We start from the raw sequence: 14,157 nt of genomic DNA, 5'->3' as shown, positions 1-14,157 counted from the left end.
CGGCCTGGATCAGGCGCGGTCGACCAGGGCCAGGATGCCTTGCAGCGGCACCTGCACCCAGTCGAGGCGGTTGCTCAGTTCGTAGCGCAGCTCGTACATCGCCTTCTCGAACTCGAACAGCGCGAGCAGTCGCTCGGCGGCTTCGCCCGATTGCCGCGAGCCGCCCTCGATCATGCGTTCGCCGTAGGCGTTGAGGAAGGCGTTGCGCGTCTGGGTCTCCCAGTCGCTGGCGGCGGCTTCGAGCTTGACCAGCTCGTCGGCGCTCTGCGCGACGCGGCGCAGCGCCGACCAGTGCGCGTAGTTGAACGACCGCACCATGCCCGCGACGTCGCGCAGCGCCGAGCTGCGCTGGCGGCGTTCCTCGAAGGTCCGCGCCGGCTCGCCTTCGAAGTCGATGATGAGGAAGTCGTTGCGCGAGACCAGCACCTGGCCCAGGTGGTAGTCGCCGTGGTAGCGGGTCTTCAGGCCGTCCTGGCCCTCGAGCGGGAATTCCGCCACGCGCTGGCGCACCTCCTGGGCATGCGAGAGCAGGCGCTTGGCGTCGTCCTGGACCTCGGGGCTGAGCTCGGACAGGCGCTCGGACAGCAATTCCAGGGTGCGGGCCGCCTCGGCGCCGGCGCGTTCGCGCCATTGCCGCACGTCCTCGGTGGTCACCGGCTGCGGATCGAAGGCCGCGTCGCCGGACTGGGTCGACAGCGCCAGGTGCAGTTCGGCCGTGCGCTCGCCCAGGGTGTGGATCAGCGCCAGGAAGCCGCCATGCACGTCCTCGGGCTGCGGCGCGTCGAAGGTGCGCAGCGACTCCAGGTGGCGCTCCAGGTAGGCCAGGGTGTAGTCCCAGCCATCGCCCTGGTTGGGCACATAGGCCTGCACGATGGCCAGGGTCATGACGCTGCCGTCGTCGGCGGCGTACTCCAGCGCGCCGGCCACCGGCACGCAGTTGGGGAAGCGCGCGACCTCGGTCAGGAAGCGGCCGACCTCCAGCTCCGGGTTGATGCCCGGGCGCAGGCGCCGGTAGCCCTTGAGGAACAGCTGCTCGCCCAGGGTGACGACGGTGTTGCTGCTGTGCGCGCTCGGCGGCGTCACCGCCATGGCGTCGATGCCGTCGCCGGCCAGCGCGGCGAAGGCCGCGGTCGGGCGGAACAGCAGCTTGCCGCGCGCGGTCGGCAGCTCGGTGCGCAGGCCGATGGCGTTGACCATGGCGCGGCAGAAGCTCTCGTCGCAGAAGGCATCGGCCATCACGCCGACGTCGGCCTGCTGGCGCACCTTGGCGACGGCGCCGGGCATCAGCGTCTTGAGCTGCTCCTCGTCGCGGTCCTCCCAGGCCAGGGCCAGGGGCACGAAATAGGTCGAGGCCTCGGCCGGCCCGTCGAGGTCCACCAGGGGCAGCATCCAGCTGCGTTCGCCGGCTTCCCAGACCGCGTGGTCGCGCAGTCGCGCCCGCTGCACGGTGGTGCCCTTGGAGGCATACCAGCGCTGGGTCTCGACGTGGCGCGGCAGGGTCTCGGTCTCCAGCTGCAGGCGCATGCGCTCGGCCATGCCGATGCGCCAGGGCATCACGCGCTCGCGGAAGAAGCTGGTCCAGCCATCGAACAGCACCAGCACCGGGCGGTCCTGCAGGGGCACGCCCTCCTGGTGCCAGCTCGGCATGGCGACGTCGGCCGACAGGCGGAACCAGTAGAAGCCGTGCGAGGGCATGGTCAGCAGGTAGGGCAGGTCGCCCACCGGCGGGAAGGCCGTCTTGCCCAGCATCTCCACCGGCACCCGGCCCTTGTAGGCCGACAGGTCGAGCTCCACCGGCTGCGCCGAACCCGAGAGGTTGAACACCGACAGGATCAGGTCGTTGTCGTGCTCGCTGATGTAGGCCAGCACCTTGCGGTTGCCAGGCTTGAGGAAGCGCCGCTGGCCACGGCCGAAGGCGCGGCTGGTCTTGCGCACGGCCAGCATGCGCTTGGTCCAGTTCAGCAGCGAGCTGGCTTCGCGCGACTGCGTCTCGACGTTGAGCGCCTCGTAGCCGTACATGGCGTCCATGATGGGCTGCAGGTACAGGCTCTGCGGATCGGCGCGCGAGAAGCCGGCGTTGCGGTCGGGGCTCCACTGCATCGGCGTGCGCACGCCATTGCGGTCGCCCACGAACACGTTGTCGCCCATGCCGATCTCGTCGCCGTAGTAGATGATGGGCGAGCCCGGCATCGACAGCAGCATGCTGTTCATCAGCTTGATGCGGTCGGTGTCGTTCTCCATCAGCGGCGCCAGGCGGCGGCGGATGCCCAGGTTGATGCGCGCGCGCGGATCGGCGGCGTACATGCGGTACATGTAGTCGCGCTCGCGGCTGGTCACCATCTCCAGGGTCAGCTCGTCGTGGTTGCGCAGGAAGATGGCCCACTGGCAGCCATCGGGGATCTCCGGCGTCTGCTGCAGGATCTCGATGATCGGATCGCGGTCCTCCTGCGCGATGGCCATGTACATGCGCGGCATCAGCGGGAAGTGGTAGGCCATGTGGCACTCGTCGCCATTGCCGAAGTACTCGCGCACGTCCTCCGGCCACATGTTGGCCTCGGCCAGCAGGAAGCGGTTCTTGTACTCGGCGTCGATGGCCGCGCGCAGGCGCTTGATGACGTCGTGGGTCTCCGGCAGGTTCTCGTTGCTGGTGCCGTCGCGCTCCACCAGGTAGGGGATGGCATCGAGCCGGAAGCCGTCGACGCCCATGTCGAGCCAGAAGCGCATCGTCTTCAGGATGGCTTCCATCACCGCCGGATTGTCGAAGTTCAGGTCCGGCTGGTGGCTGAAGAAGCGGTGCCAGAAGTACTGCTTGGCCACCGGGTCCCAGGTCCAGTTGGAGGTCTCGGTGTCGGTGAAGATGATCCGCGTGCCCTGGTAGATCTGGTCGGTGTCGCTCCAGACGTAGAAGTTGCGCTCGGGCGAGCCGGCCGGGGCGCGGCGCGCGGCCTTGAACCAGGGATGCTGGTCGGAGGTGTGGTTGATGACCAGCTCGGTGATCACGCGCAGTCCGCGCTGGTGCGCGGCGTCGAGCATCTCCTTGAAGTCCTCGATGGTCCCGTACTGCGGGTTGACGTTCTCGTACTCCGAGATGTCGTAGCCGTCGTCGCGCAGCGGCGAGGGATAGAAGGGCATCAGCCAGATGGTGTTGACGCCCAGCTCCTTCACGTAGTCGAGCTTGGCCGTGACGCCCTTGAAGTCGCCGACGCCATCGTTGTTGGTGTCGAAGAAGGCCTTGACGTTGAGCTGGTAGATGACCGCGTCGCGGTACCACTGCGGGTCGTCGCTGGTGTCGATCTGTGGGTTTTCCAGCGTCAGGCCGGGCAAGGGAGCATTCATGGCGGGAGACTTCTCAGGGGAGGTGAAGGGGCGCGTGGATCAGACGAAATATTCGAAGTCGTTCTCGTCGCGCGACTTGCGGCGCACCACGAAGACATGCGCCGGGGCGCGCTGCGGGTCGAGCCGCACGTAGTGCCAGTCGCCATTCCAGTTGAAGCGCTGGTCGCTCAGCAGATCGTGCATCTGCCACGGCTGGCCGGGCTCGACGTCGATCGAGCCGGGCTCCAGGCCGACCCAGCCCTCCTGGGCGTGGTGCGGATCGAGGTTGACCACCGTGACGATCACGTTCAGGCCGTCCTCGGAGGCCTTGGCATAGGCGATCAGCTGGTCGTTCTCCACCGCCAGGAAGCGCAGGCTGGCGTTGGACTGCAGGGCCTCGTTGTCGTGGCGGATGCGGTTGACGCGCTCGATGAAGGGCGCGAGGCTCTTCGGCTGGTCGTGGTCCCAGGTGCGCAGCTGGTACTTCTCGGAGTCGAGGTATTCCTCGCTGCCGGCATGGCGCGGCAGGTGCTCGAGCAGCTCGTAGGCCGGGCCGTAGATGCCATAGCTCGCCGCCAGCGTGGCGGCCAGCACCAGGCGCGAGCGGTAGGTCGCCGCGTCGCCCTGCTGCAGCTGCTCGTGCAGGATGTCGGGCGTGTTGGGCCAGACGTTGGGGCGGAAGTAGTCGTGGCCCGGGCCCTGCGACAGCTCGGTGAAGTACGCCTCCAGCTCGGCCTTGGTGTTGCGCCAGGTGTAGTAGGTGTAGGACTGCGAATAGCCCAGCTTGGCCAGCCGGTGCATCACCTTCGGCCGCGTGAAGGCCTCGGCCAGGAAGATGATCTCCGGGTGCTCGCGCTTGATCTCGGTGATCACCCATTCCCAGAACGGGAAGGCCTTGGTGTGCGGGTTGTCGACGCGGAACACCGTCACGCCCTCGCCGATCCAGTGGTCGAACACGCTCTTGAGCTCGGCCCACAGGCCGCGCCATTCCTCGCACTCGAAGTTGAACGGATAGATGTCCTGGTACTTCTTGGGCGGGTTCTCGGCGTACTGCACGCTGCCATCCGGCCGCCAGCGGAACCAGCCCGGATGCTCGGTGACATAGGGGTGGTCCGGCGCGCACTGGAAGGCGATGTCCAGCGCGATGTCGATGTCCAGCTCGCGGGCCTGCGCCACCAGGTGGCGGAAGTCCTCGGGCGTGCCCAGCGCCGGCAGGATCGACTTGTGGCCGCCTTCGGTCGAGCCGATCGCCCACGGGCTGCCGACGTCGTCGGCCTCGGCCACCAGGGCGTTGTTCCGGCCCTTGCGCTGCACCCGGCCGACCGGATGGATGGGCGGGAAGTACAGCACGTCGAAGCCCATGCGGGCGATCGCCGGCAGGCGCTTCTCGACGTCCTTGAAGGTGCCGTGCACGCCGGGCGTGTCGCCGGCCGAGCGCGGGAACAGCTCGTACCAGCTGCTGAAGCGAGCCTTCGCGCGGTCGGCCACCAGGGGCAGCTCGACGGCATGGCGGGCCTCGGCGCGGCGGTCGGGATAGCGCGCGGCCAGGGCCTCGGTGTCGGAGTCGAGCGCCAGTGCCTTGATGGCGATGCCTTCCTTCGACCGGTCGGTGGCGGCCTGCTCCAGTTCGCGCGCGCGCTGGGTCAGCGTGTCGCCGTCGGCGCCGGTCGCGCGGCCGGCGGCGGCCAGCAGTTCGATGGCGCCGACCTGGGCGGCGATGCGGATGTCCTCCTCGTCGACGCGCCGCGTCAGTTCGTGGCGCCAGGAGGCGAAGCCATCGACCCAGGCCACCACCGTGTAGCCATAGCGGCCCGGCACCGGCGGCACGAAGGAGGCTTCCCAGATGTCGTTGTTCAGCAGGGTCATCGGTACTTCGGTGACCTCGGCGGCGCCTTCGGCGCGCCATTGCAGGATCACGCGCAGCACGTCGTGGCCATCGGCGAAGCAGTGCGCCGTGACGTCGAAGCGTTCGCCCGCCACGCGCTTGACGGCGAAGCGTCCGCCATCGACGGCCGGCAGCACGGCATCGATGACGGCGCGCACGTGGCCGTCGGGCGGCATGCCGGCGAAGGAGGGCGCGCGTGCGGCCGGCGTGCCGGGCGCCGGGGTCGGCGCGGTCCCGGCCGTCGGCGATGCCGTGACCGGCGTCACCGCCGTCGCGGCATCGGTGAACACCGAGGGCGCCGTCTCGGCGGCGGATGCCGCGTCGGCTCCGGGTGCCGGATCGGCGCCCGTCTCCAAGGTGCCGTCGATCACGTCGGCCGGCTTGGGCTTCTTGGCGCGCGACGGGCGCGGTGTCTTGGCGGCGGCCTTCGGCGCCGTGGACAGCGGCGCGTGCGCGGTGTCGTCGATCAGCTTGGACTGCACCGGCGGCGTCGCCGCCGTCTCGACGACGGCGGCGCGCTTGGCGGACTTCTTCGCGGCCGGCGGCGCGGTGCTGGTCGCGTCCTTGGCTGCTTTGGCGGACTTCGAGGCTTTCGCCGGCTTTGCGGATTCGGATTTGGACATGGCGTCGTCGTGCGTCAGATGAACTGGGCGGGGGTGAGGATCAGGGTCGACAGCGGCGGCAGGGTCAGCGTCAGCGAGCAGGGCCGGCCGTGCGCGGGCAGCGGCGCCGCCGTGACGTCGCCCAGGTTGCCCCAGCCGGCGCCGCCATAGACGGTGGCGTCGCTGTTGAGCCGTTCGGCCCAGACGCCGCCCTGCGGCACGCCCAGGACGTAGTTGACGCGCGGCAATGGCGTCAGGTTGCAGACCACCAGGGCCGGCGCGCCGCCTTCGCCGGCGCGGGGCTTGCGCAGGAAGGCGATCACGCTGTGCTCGCTGTCGTCGGCGCTGATCCACTCGAAACCCTCGGCCGAGAAATCGACCTGGTGCAGGGCCGGGACCTCGCGGTAGAGCCGGTTGAGGTCGCGCACGAAGCGCTGCAGGCCGGCGTGCTTGGCATCGCCGGTGGCCCACCACTCGAGCTCGCCATCGTGCGTCCATTCGCGTCGCTGGCCGAACTCGCCACCCATGAACAGCAGTTTCTTGCCGGGGTGGCCCCACATCAGGCCGAACAGCGCGCGCAGGTTGGCGAACTGCTGCCAGGCATCGCCCGGCATCTTGTTGATCAGCGAGCCCTTGCCATGCACCACCTCGTCGTGCGAGAGCGGCAGCACGAAGTTCTCGTCGAAGGCATAGACCATCGAGAAGGTGAGTTGTCCCTGGTGATGGCGGCGGAACATCGGATCGCGCGAGAAGTACTTGAGCGTGTCGTGCATCCAGCCCATGTTCCACTTCATGCCGAAGCCCAGCCCGCCCATCTCGGTCGGGCGCGAGACCATCGGCCAGGCGGTCGATTCCTCGGCGATGGAGACGGTGTCGGGATGCTCGCGATAGATCGCGCGGTTGAGGTCCTGCAGGAACTCGATGGCCTCCAGGTTCTCGCGGCCGCCGTACTTGTTGGGGATCCACTCGCCATGCTTGCGCGCGTAGTCGAGGTAGAGCATGGAGGCGACGGCATCGACGCGCAGGCCGTCGAGGTGGTATTTCTCCAGCCAGAACAGGCCCGACGAGATCAGGAAGCTGCGGACCTCGTTGCGGCCGTAGTTGAAGATGCTCGAGCTCCATTCCGGGTGGAAGCCCTGGCGCGGATCGGCATGCTCGAACAGGTGCGTGCCGTCGAAGTAGCCCAGGCCGTGCTGGTCGGTCGGGAAATGCGAGGGCACCCAGTCGAGCAGCACGCCGATGCCGCGCTGGTGCATGTGGTCGACGAAGGCCATGAAGTCCTGCGGCGTGCCATAGCGCGAGGTCGGCGCGAAATAGCCGGTGGTCTGGTAGCCCCACGAGCCATAGAACGGATGCTCGGTCACCGGCATCAGCTCGACGTGCGTGAAGCCCATCTCGACCACGTAGTCGGCCAGGCGCTCGCCCAGTTCGGCCCAGCCGAGCATCTGGCCGTCCTGTCGCTGCCACGAACCGGCATGCAGCTCGTAGATCGACATCGGCGCGTCGAGCGCGTTCTTCGGGCCGCGTCCGGCCATCCATTCGGCGTCGTTCCACTCGTGCTCGAGCGACCAGACGCGCGAGCCCGTGGCGGGCGCCGGCTCGGCATAGAAGGCGAAGGGATCGGCCTTGTCGACCACGTAGCCGTTCTGGGTCGAGAAGATCCGGTACTTGTAGACCGCGCCATGCGTGGCCTCGGGCACATGGCCCTCCCAGATGCCGCTGCCGTCCTCGCGCAGCGTCAGGCGCGTGGCCTGGTCGTCCCAGTGGTTCCAGTCGGCGATCACCGAGACGGCCCAGGCATTGGGAGCCCAGACGGCGAAGGAGGCGCCGCCTCCCTCGTGCAGCTGGCAGCCCATGGATTCATGGAGCCGGGCATGCCGACCCTCGCGAAATAGCCAGACGTCCTGCTCGCTCAGGCGCGATTGTTCGTTGTGCACGGGTGGGTTTCCTCGATCCGTGCCGGACCATTCCGGCAGCTTCTTTTCCAGACCATTGGAACGCATGCGTGTAATCGCTTCGGTGAATGCGTGCGCTTTGGCGTGTCGGACGAAGTCGATCGTCTGACTTCTGCATGTCCCGAATGGCTGTCGCCAGGACCATATGCCTCATGAATGAGTCAAATACTGTGTATAACCACAGTTCCATGGCCGACACCTTCATTCCCGTGCAAGCGCTCAAGGGCCGCGGCGCCGCGACCCGCCTGGCGCATCGCTTCGAGCGCGACGAGCGCGCCGCCTTCGACGATGGGTGGGGCACGCTGGAGGAGGGCGTGACCGACGCCCCGCCACCGCCGGCGACCGAGGTGCGCTTCGAGGACGCCAGATCGGCGCTCGGCCGCAACGATTCGCCCGACATCCCCTTCGACTGCTCGCTCAATCCCTATCGCGGTTGCGAGCATGGCTGCATCTACTGCTTCGCCCGGCCGACGCACAGCTACCTCGGCCTGTCGCCGGGCCTGGACTTCGAGACCCGGTTGATCGCCAAGCGCAACATCGCCGACGTGCTGCGCGCCGAACTCGGCCGCAAGGGCTACCGGCCGAGCCAGATCGCCATCGGCACCGCCACCGACTGCTACCAGCCGATCGAGCGCGAGCTGCGGCTCACGCGCGCCATCCTCGAGGTGCTGGAGGAGGCGCGCCATCCATTCGGCATCGTCACCAAGTCGAGCGCGGTCGAGCGCGACCTCGACATCCTGGCGCCGATGGCGGCCAAGCGGCTGGCCGCCGTCTATGTCACCGTCACCACGCTCGATGCCCGCCTGTCGCGCTCGCTGGAGCCCCGCGCGGCGGCGCCGCATCGCCGCCTGCGCACCATCCGCGCCCTGGCCGAGGCCGGCGTGCCGGTGGGCGTCAGCGTGGCGCCGCAGATCCCGTTCGTGACCGAGGACATGGAGCAGGTGCTCGAAGCCGCCTGGGACGCCGGCGCGCGCAGCGCCTTCTACACCGTGCTGCGCCTGCCATGGGAGGTGGCGCCGCTGTTCCGGCAATGGCTGGAGCTGCACCATCCGCAGCGCGCCGAGCGCGTGATGGCGCGCATCCAGGACATGCGCGGCGGCAAGGACTACGACGCCGACTTCGCCACCCGCATGAAGGGCAGCGGGGTGTGGGCCGACCTGATCCGCCAGCGCTTCGAGAAGGCGACGCGGCGCATCGGCTTCGACCGCGAGCGCCTGGTGCCGGACCTGGCGGCCTTCCGGCCGCCGGGGGTGGCAGGGCAGGGCAAGCTGTTCTGAGGCGGCCGGAGGCCGCGCCGGGCCGGTGCGTCAGAACAGCCCGGCCGCCTGCGCCGCGTCGATCACCGATTTCGCCAATGCGCCGGACTGCGCGCGCAGGTCCTGCGAGGGCGCGGCCACGAAGCTGGTGGTCCAGACCAGCCGTCCGGTGCGCGCGTCGGTGACGCGGCCGTTGGCCGAGAAGCCGGTGCTGACCTGCGAGCCACCGATCGGCACGCCCAGTCCGATGCCGCCACCACCGCCACGGCCGAAGCTGAAGCCGCCGATGCCCAGCGACACGCCCGAGCCGGCGCTGGCGGTGGCCGGCGTCAGCGCCAGCACGATCACCGCCCGGGCGCCCAGGCCGGCGGCGCTGCCGACCAGCTGGCCGTCGAGCTCGCGATCGGTCATGAAGGTGGCGCCGGCGGGCAGCACGACCGGCTGCGCGCCCTTGGCCAGCACCTCGCGGAACAGGGCGTCCTGGCAGATCTGCCGCACCGCCGCGTCGTAGGCGTCGCAGGCCACCAGCACCTTCTGGCCCTGGAGCAGGCGGGATTGCGCGCCCAGCGCGGGATCGACCCATTGCGCCTCCGGGCGGGGCGTGGAGGCGCAGGCGACGAGCAGGGTGGCGGCCAGGGCGAGGGCGGCCGGACGGAGGAGGGAGAGCGGATTCTTCATGGCGGTGGCACCTGTGGAGGGTTGGGACTCGACGGCGGGCGCGGTCGCCGGGAGGCAGCGGGCTTGTCCGTCGTCCATCACCTGCGGAAAATCGGCCACGCCATCGCTTCCCGACGCAGTACAAAGACGGTCTCACGAGTCAGCCGCCATCCGATACCACCCGCCACCGACGCCCGCCACCCCATGCCCCACCACGCCACGTCCCCCGCCACTTCCGCGTCAACCGCCTCCACCGCCTCCACCGCCTCCACCGCTTCCCAGCCCTGCCGGCTCGTCGTCATGGGCGTCTCGGGCTGCGGCAAGTCCACCCTCGGCCAGGCGCTGGCCGAGCACCTGGGCCTGCGGCTGATCGAAGGCGACGATTTCCATCCGCCGGCCAACGTCGAGAAGATGCGCGCCGGCACCCCGCTGACCGATGCCGACCGCGCCGGCTGGCTCGACACCCTGGGCCGCGCGCTGGCCGATGCCGGCGATGGCGCGGTGCTCACCTGTTCCGCCCTCAAGCGCGACTACCGAGAGCGCCTGCGCGCGGCGGCGCCGGGACTGCGCTTCGTCTTCCTGGTGCTGGAGCGCGACGAGGCCGAGCGCCGCGTCGCGGCACGCGCCTCGCACCACATCTTCCCGGCCAGCCTGGTGGCCAGCCAGTTCGCCGCGCTGGAGTCGCCCATCGGCGAGCCGGGCGTGATCGACGTGCCGGCGACGGCGCCGACGCAGCAATCGGTGGAAGCGGTGGCGCGGTGGCTGGAGACGTCGGCCCTTCGGGAAGGGACGCCACCGGAAACCGGAGCCGGGATGCGTCCGGAGAACCCGGAACGCTAGACCGACAGCGGCAACGGCGTCAGCGAGGGCGCGTCCAGCCCCATCGCCTCGCTCACGCGCAGCGCGGCATAGGCATCGTTGGCGGCATAGCAGACCTGGCCCTCGGACAGGTGCCGGGCGGCCCAGTTGGAGGTCGTCTGCTTGCGCGACTTCAGGAAGCGCTGCCGGAAGACCATCGCCACGGCGCCCTTGACGCCGACCGAGTTGCGATAGCCGCGCCGCTTGAACACGGTGTCGAGGTCGACCACCGCCTGCGGCTCGATGCCCAGCGTGTGGCGGATCTGCGTGCGGTCGCCGGCCAGGCCGAAGCCGACCTTGGTCAGCGCGGACGAGGCGATCAGGTGCGCGGCGGCGGCGCGGCAGTCGGGGTCGTGCAGCTGGAACACCCAGGCGCGGTCGAGCGCGGCGAACTGCACCACGTGCGGTCCGCTGGAGACCTCGTTCTTCAGGAAGGTCGGCTTCGATTCGGTGTCGAAGCCGACCACCCGCAGCGCGCCGAGCGCCGCCAATGCCTCGGCGGCCTGCTGCGCCGTCGCCACCACCATGATGTCGCGCGGGCCCAGGCCCTCGAAGACGTCGAGCAGCGCGATCTCCTCGCGCGTGGGGACCTGCGGCCGGGCCGGCGGCGCCGGCGGGCGGGGGCGCGCCGGGGCGGCCGCGTGGCCGCCGCGGTGGTCGCTGGAGTCGTCGTTGTCTCTGTCGTCGCGATGGTTCATGCCGCCCCGCCCAACTGGCGCGCGTGATGCGCGAGATGGTCGGCGACGACGCTCTGCACGAAGTAGTAGCCGTGGTCGTAGCCCGCGTGGCGGCGCAGGGTCAGCGGCTGGCCGATGGCGGCGCAGGCGGCCTCCAGCAGCTCCGGGCGCAGCTGGCCGGCGGCCAGGAATTTGTCGTCCAGGCCCTGGTCGACCAGGATGCCGCCGGGGTAGGGTGGCATCGGCTGGTTCTCCATCAGCACGGTGGCGTCGTGCTCGCCCCAGCGCGTGCGGTCGGCGCCCAGGTAGCCGGTGAAGGCCTTCTCGCCCCACGGGCAGCGCATCGGCGCGCAGATCGGCGCCAGCGCCGAGAGCGAGCGGAAGACGCCCGGATGCCGCAGCGCCAGCGTGAGGGCGCCATGGCCGCCCATCGAATGGCCGAAGAGGCCCAGGCGCGAGACGTCGATCGGCAGCGCGCCGGCCAGCAGGGGCAGCAGTTCGTCGATCAGGTAGCTCTCCATGCGCCAGTTCGCGGCCCAGGGCGCCTCGGTGGCATCGAGGTAGAAGCCGGCGCCGACGCCGAAGTCCCAGCTGTCGGCCTCGCCGGGCACGTTCGCGCCGCGCGGGCTGGTGTCCGGCGCGACCAATGCCAGGCCGAGCTCCGCCGCCCGGCGCTGGGCGCCGGCCTTGGTCGGGAAGGTCTCCTCGTTGCAGGTCAGGCCGGCGAGGTAGACCAGCGCGGGCACCGGCCGCTCGGGCGTGGCGCCGGGTGGCAGGTAGACCGAGAAGCGCATCGGGCGGCCGGTCGCGCGCGAATCGTGTTCGCAGAAGCGCTGCGTGCCGTCGAAGCAGCGGTGCTCGGACAGGGTCTTGAGGGCATCGGTCATGGCGGGTGGTTCAGGGAGCGGTCGAGAGCGGTGTGGGCGCGATGACGTCGAGGACGGCATCGGCGAAGGCCTGCGGCTTCTCCTGCGGCAGGGCGTGGCCGGCGCCGGGCACGACGCGATGCTCCAGGTGGCCGGTGAAATGGTGCGCGTGGCTGGCCGTGCCGCCGACCGGCATCACGCCATCGTCGGCGCCGTCGAGCGTGATGGCGGGCACGGCGATGTCGGGCTGGGCGGCCAGCCGGGCCTCGATGTCGGCCAGGGCCGGATCGCCCGCCACCAGGCCATGGCGATGGCGGTAGGAGTGGATCACCACATCGACGAAGTCCGGATTGTCGAAGGCGGCGGCGCTGCGCGCGTAGGTGGCGTCGTCGAACTCCCAGGTCGGCGACCACAGCCGCCAGAGCAGCCGGCACAGGCCCTCGCGATCCTGCGCCAGGCCGGCGCGACCGCGTTCGCCGTGGAAGTAGTACTGGTACCAGTGGCGATGCTCGTTCTCCGGCGCGGCCGGCTCCGCGGCGGCGGCGATGTGCTGGACGTTGTAGCCATTGCACGAGACCAGGCCGATGCAGCGCTCGGGCCACAGCGCGGCGACGACGCAGGCGGCGCGGCCGCCCCAGTCGTGGCCGGCCAGCACGGCGCGCTCGATGCCCAGGGCGTCGAGCAGCGCCAGCAGGTCGGCGCCGAGCGCGGCCTGCTCGCCCGAGCGCGGCGTGGCGTCGTCGGCGAAGGAGGTCGCGCCATAGCCGCGCAGGTAGGGCACGATGACGCGGCAGCCGCGCCCGGCCAGCAGGGGCGCGACCTCGGCATAGGCATGCACGTCGTACGGGAAGCCGTGCATCAGCAGCACCGGCGTGCCGTCGGCCGGACCGCTCTCGTGGAAGGCGACATTGAGCGCTCCGGCGCCCACGCGGCGCAGGGCGCCGAGCGCCGCCTCGGCATCAGTCATAGAGCACCACGCCGCGGATCGACTCGCCGCGCTTCATGAGGTCGAAGCCCTTGTTGATGTCCTCGAGCGGCATGGTGTGGGTGATCAGGTCGTCGATGTTGATCTTGCCCTCCATGTACCAGTCGACGATCCTGGGCACGTCGGTGCGCCCGCGCGCGCCGCCGAAGGCCGAGCCCTCCCAGTGGCGCCCGGTGACGAGCTGGAACGGCCGCGTGCTGATCTCGGCGCCGGCTTCCGCCACGCCGATGATGATGCTGCGGCCCCAGCCCTTGTGCGTGCATTCGAGCGCCTGGCGCATGACCTGGGTGTTGCCGATGCACTCGAAGCTGTAGTCGGCGCCGCCATCGGTGAGCTGCACGATGGCGTCGACGATGTTGCCGCCGGCGGCCTCGATGTCCTTCGGGTTGAGGAAGTGCGTCATGCCGAACTTGCGCGCCATCGCCTCGCGCTCGGGGTTGAGGTCGATGCCGATGATCTTGTCGGCGCCCACCATCTTCGCGCCCTGGATGACGTTCAGGCCGATGCCGCCGAGGCCGAACACCACCACGTTGGCGCCGGCCTCGACCTTGGCCGTGAAGATCACCGCGCCGATGCCGGTGGTCACGCCGCAGCCGATGTAGCAGACCTTGTCGAAGGGCGCGTCCTCGCGGATCTTGGCCAGCGAGATCTCCGGCGCGACCGTGTAGTTGCTGAAGGTGCTGGTGCCCATGTAGTGGAAGATGGGCTTGCCGTCGAGACTGAAGCGGCTGGTGGCGTCGGGCATCAGGCCCTTGCCCTGGGTGCCGCGGATGAGCTGGCACAGGTTGGTCTTGCGCGACAGGCAGAACTTGCACTGGCGGCATTCGGGCGTGTAGAGCGGGATGACGTGGTCGCCCTTCCTGAGCGAGGTGACGCCGGGGCCGACGTCGACCACGATGCCCGCGCCCTCGTGGCCCAGGATGGCCGGGAAGATGCCCTCGGGATCGGCGCCCGAGAGGGTGTAGTAGTCGGTGTGGCAGATGCCGGTGGCCTTGATCTCGACGAGCACCTCGCCGAATTTCGGTCCTTCGAGGTCGACGGTCTCGATGGTCAGGGGCTGGCCGGATTGCCAGGCGACGGCGGCTTTGGTTTTCATGGGCG

10 protein-coding genes are annotated in these 14,157 nt (G+C 69.9%); 2 read left to right on the top strand and 8 right to left on the bottom strand.

The window, feature by feature from the left end:
• Nucleotides 1-9 precede the first annotated feature (9 nt).
• The 3 genes from treS to glgB all read right to left on the bottom strand — a co-directional run bounded on the left by treS (nucleotide 10) and on the right by glgB (nucleotide 7,739).
• Entirely contained in the window at nucleotides 10-3,336 is a 3,327-nt protein-coding gene (gene treS, locus AC1MLT_RS06440; RefSeq protein ID WP_481034483.1) for a maltose alpha-D-glucosyltransferase, read from the bottom strand.
• A 39-nt stretch (nucleotides 3,337-3,375) separates the two neighbouring features.
• Nucleotides 3,376-5,376 (bottom strand): alpha-1,4-glucan--maltose-1-phosphate maltosyltransferase, encoded by a 2,001-nt coding sequence (locus AC1MLT_RS06435; protein ID WP_481034923.1) that lies wholly within the window; start codon nucleotides 5,374-5,376, stop codon nucleotides 3,376-3,378.
• A gap of 461 nt (nucleotides 5,377-5,837) precedes the next feature.
• Nucleotides 5,838-7,739, bottom strand: coding sequence for a 1,4-alpha-glucan branching protein GlgB (gene glgB / locus AC1MLT_RS06430; RefSeq protein ID WP_481034481.1), 1,902 nt, complete (start codon nucleotides 7,737-7,739; stop codon nucleotides 5,838-5,840).
• Between the two features lie 206 nt (nucleotides 7,740-7,945).
• Here glgB and AC1MLT_RS06425 point away from each other — a divergent pair, with 206 nt between their 5' ends.
• Complete coding sequence (locus AC1MLT_RS06425; protein ID WP_481034480.1) at nucleotides 7,946-9,034, top strand: PA0069 family radical SAM protein; 1,089 nt, start codon at nucleotides 7,946-7,948, stop codon at nucleotides 9,032-9,034.
• A 30-nt stretch (nucleotides 9,035-9,064) separates the two neighbouring features.
• Here the strand turns inward: AC1MLT_RS06425 and AC1MLT_RS06420 are convergent, their stop codons facing one another.
• On the bottom strand, nucleotides 9,065-9,691 hold the full coding sequence (locus tag AC1MLT_RS06420; RefSeq protein WP_481034479.1) for a hypothetical protein: 627 nt from the start codon (nucleotides 9,689-9,691) through the stop codon (nucleotides 9,065-9,067).
• 279 nt (nucleotides 9,692-9,970) lie between these two features.
• On the opposite strand from AC1MLT_RS06420, the gene AC1MLT_RS06415 reads away from it, so the two are divergent.
• Nucleotides 9,971-10,510, top strand: coding sequence for a gluconokinase (locus AC1MLT_RS06415; protein ID WP_481034922.1), 540 nt, complete (start codon nucleotides 9,971-9,973; stop codon nucleotides 10,508-10,510).
• Here AC1MLT_RS06415 and AC1MLT_RS06410 read toward each other — a convergent pair.
• From AC1MLT_RS06410 to AC1MLT_RS06395, 4 genes are read right to left on the bottom strand one after another with little or no spacing between them, the layout of a single operon-like run.
• Nucleotides 10,507-11,226 carry a 3'-5' exonuclease gene (locus tag AC1MLT_RS06410; protein WP_481034477.1) on the bottom strand — a complete coding sequence of 240 codons (720 nt, stop codon included), beginning with the start codon at nucleotides 11,224-11,226 and terminating at the stop codon, nucleotides 10,507-10,509. The two genes, AC1MLT_RS06415 and AC1MLT_RS06410, sit on opposite strands and share 4 nt — an antisense overlap.
• Nucleotides 11,223-12,092, bottom strand: coding sequence for an S-formylglutathione hydrolase (fghA, locus tag AC1MLT_RS06405; protein ID WP_481034476.1), 870 nt, complete (start codon nucleotides 12,090-12,092; stop codon nucleotides 11,223-11,225). Before fghA ends, AC1MLT_RS06410 begins: the two co-directional genes overlap by 4 nt.
• A 10-nt stretch (nucleotides 12,093-12,102) precedes the next feature.
• Nucleotides 12,103-13,038 (bottom strand): alpha/beta fold hydrolase, encoded by a 936-nt coding sequence (locus AC1MLT_RS06400; protein WP_481034475.1) that lies wholly within the window; start codon nucleotides 13,036-13,038, stop codon nucleotides 12,103-12,105.
• Entirely contained in the window at nucleotides 13,031-14,152 is a 1,122-nt protein-coding gene (locus AC1MLT_RS06395; RefSeq protein WP_481034473.1) for an S-(hydroxymethyl)glutathione dehydrogenase/class III alcohol dehydrogenase, read from the bottom strand. The genes AC1MLT_RS06400 and AC1MLT_RS06395 overlap by 8 nt, the downstream gene beginning before the upstream one ends.
• Nucleotides 14,153-14,157 lie beyond the last annotated feature (5 nt).

This window comes from Variovorax sp. PEI5 (genome assembly GCF_056679935.1).
Note: the sequence above shows the minus strand (reverse complement) of the source record. Positions and strands in the feature narration are given on the sequence as shown.

Excerpts from the sequence above, each read along its gene's own strand:
- treS (WP_481034483.1), bottom strand. The coding sequence starts at position 3,336 with ATGAATGCTCCCTTGCCCGGCCTGACGCTGGAAAACCCACAGATCGAC.
- AC1MLT_RS06435 (WP_481034923.1), bottom strand. The coding sequence starts at position 5,376 with ATGCCGCCCGACGGCCACGTGCGCGCCGTCATCGATGCCGTGCTGCCG.
- AC1MLT_RS06425 (WP_481034480.1), top strand. The coding sequence starts at position 7,946 with ATGGCCGACACCTTCATTCCCGTGCAAGCGCTCAAGGGCCGCGGCGCC.
- AC1MLT_RS06420 (WP_481034479.1), bottom strand. The coding sequence starts at position 9,691 with ATGAAGAATCCGCTCTCCCTCCTCCGTCCGGCCGCCCTCGCCCTGGCC.
- AC1MLT_RS06415 (WP_481034922.1), top strand. The coding sequence starts at position 9,971 with ATGGGCGTCTCGGGCTGCGGCAAGTCCACCCTCGGCCAGGCGCTGGCC.
- AC1MLT_RS06410 (WP_481034477.1), bottom strand. The coding sequence starts at position 11,226 with ATGAACCATCGCGACGACAGAGACAACGACGACTCCAGCGACCACCGC.
- fghA (WP_481034476.1), bottom strand. The coding sequence starts at position 12,092 with ATGACCGATGCCCTCAAGACCCTGTCCGAGCACCGCTGCTTCGACGGC.
- AC1MLT_RS06400 (WP_481034475.1), bottom strand. The coding sequence starts at position 13,038 with ATGACTGATGCCGAGGCGGCGCTCGGCGCCCTGCGCCGCGTGGGCGCC.
- AC1MLT_RS06395 (WP_481034473.1), bottom strand. The coding sequence starts at position 14,152 with ATGAAAACCAAAGCCGCCGTCGCCTGGCAATCCGGCCAGCCCCTGACC.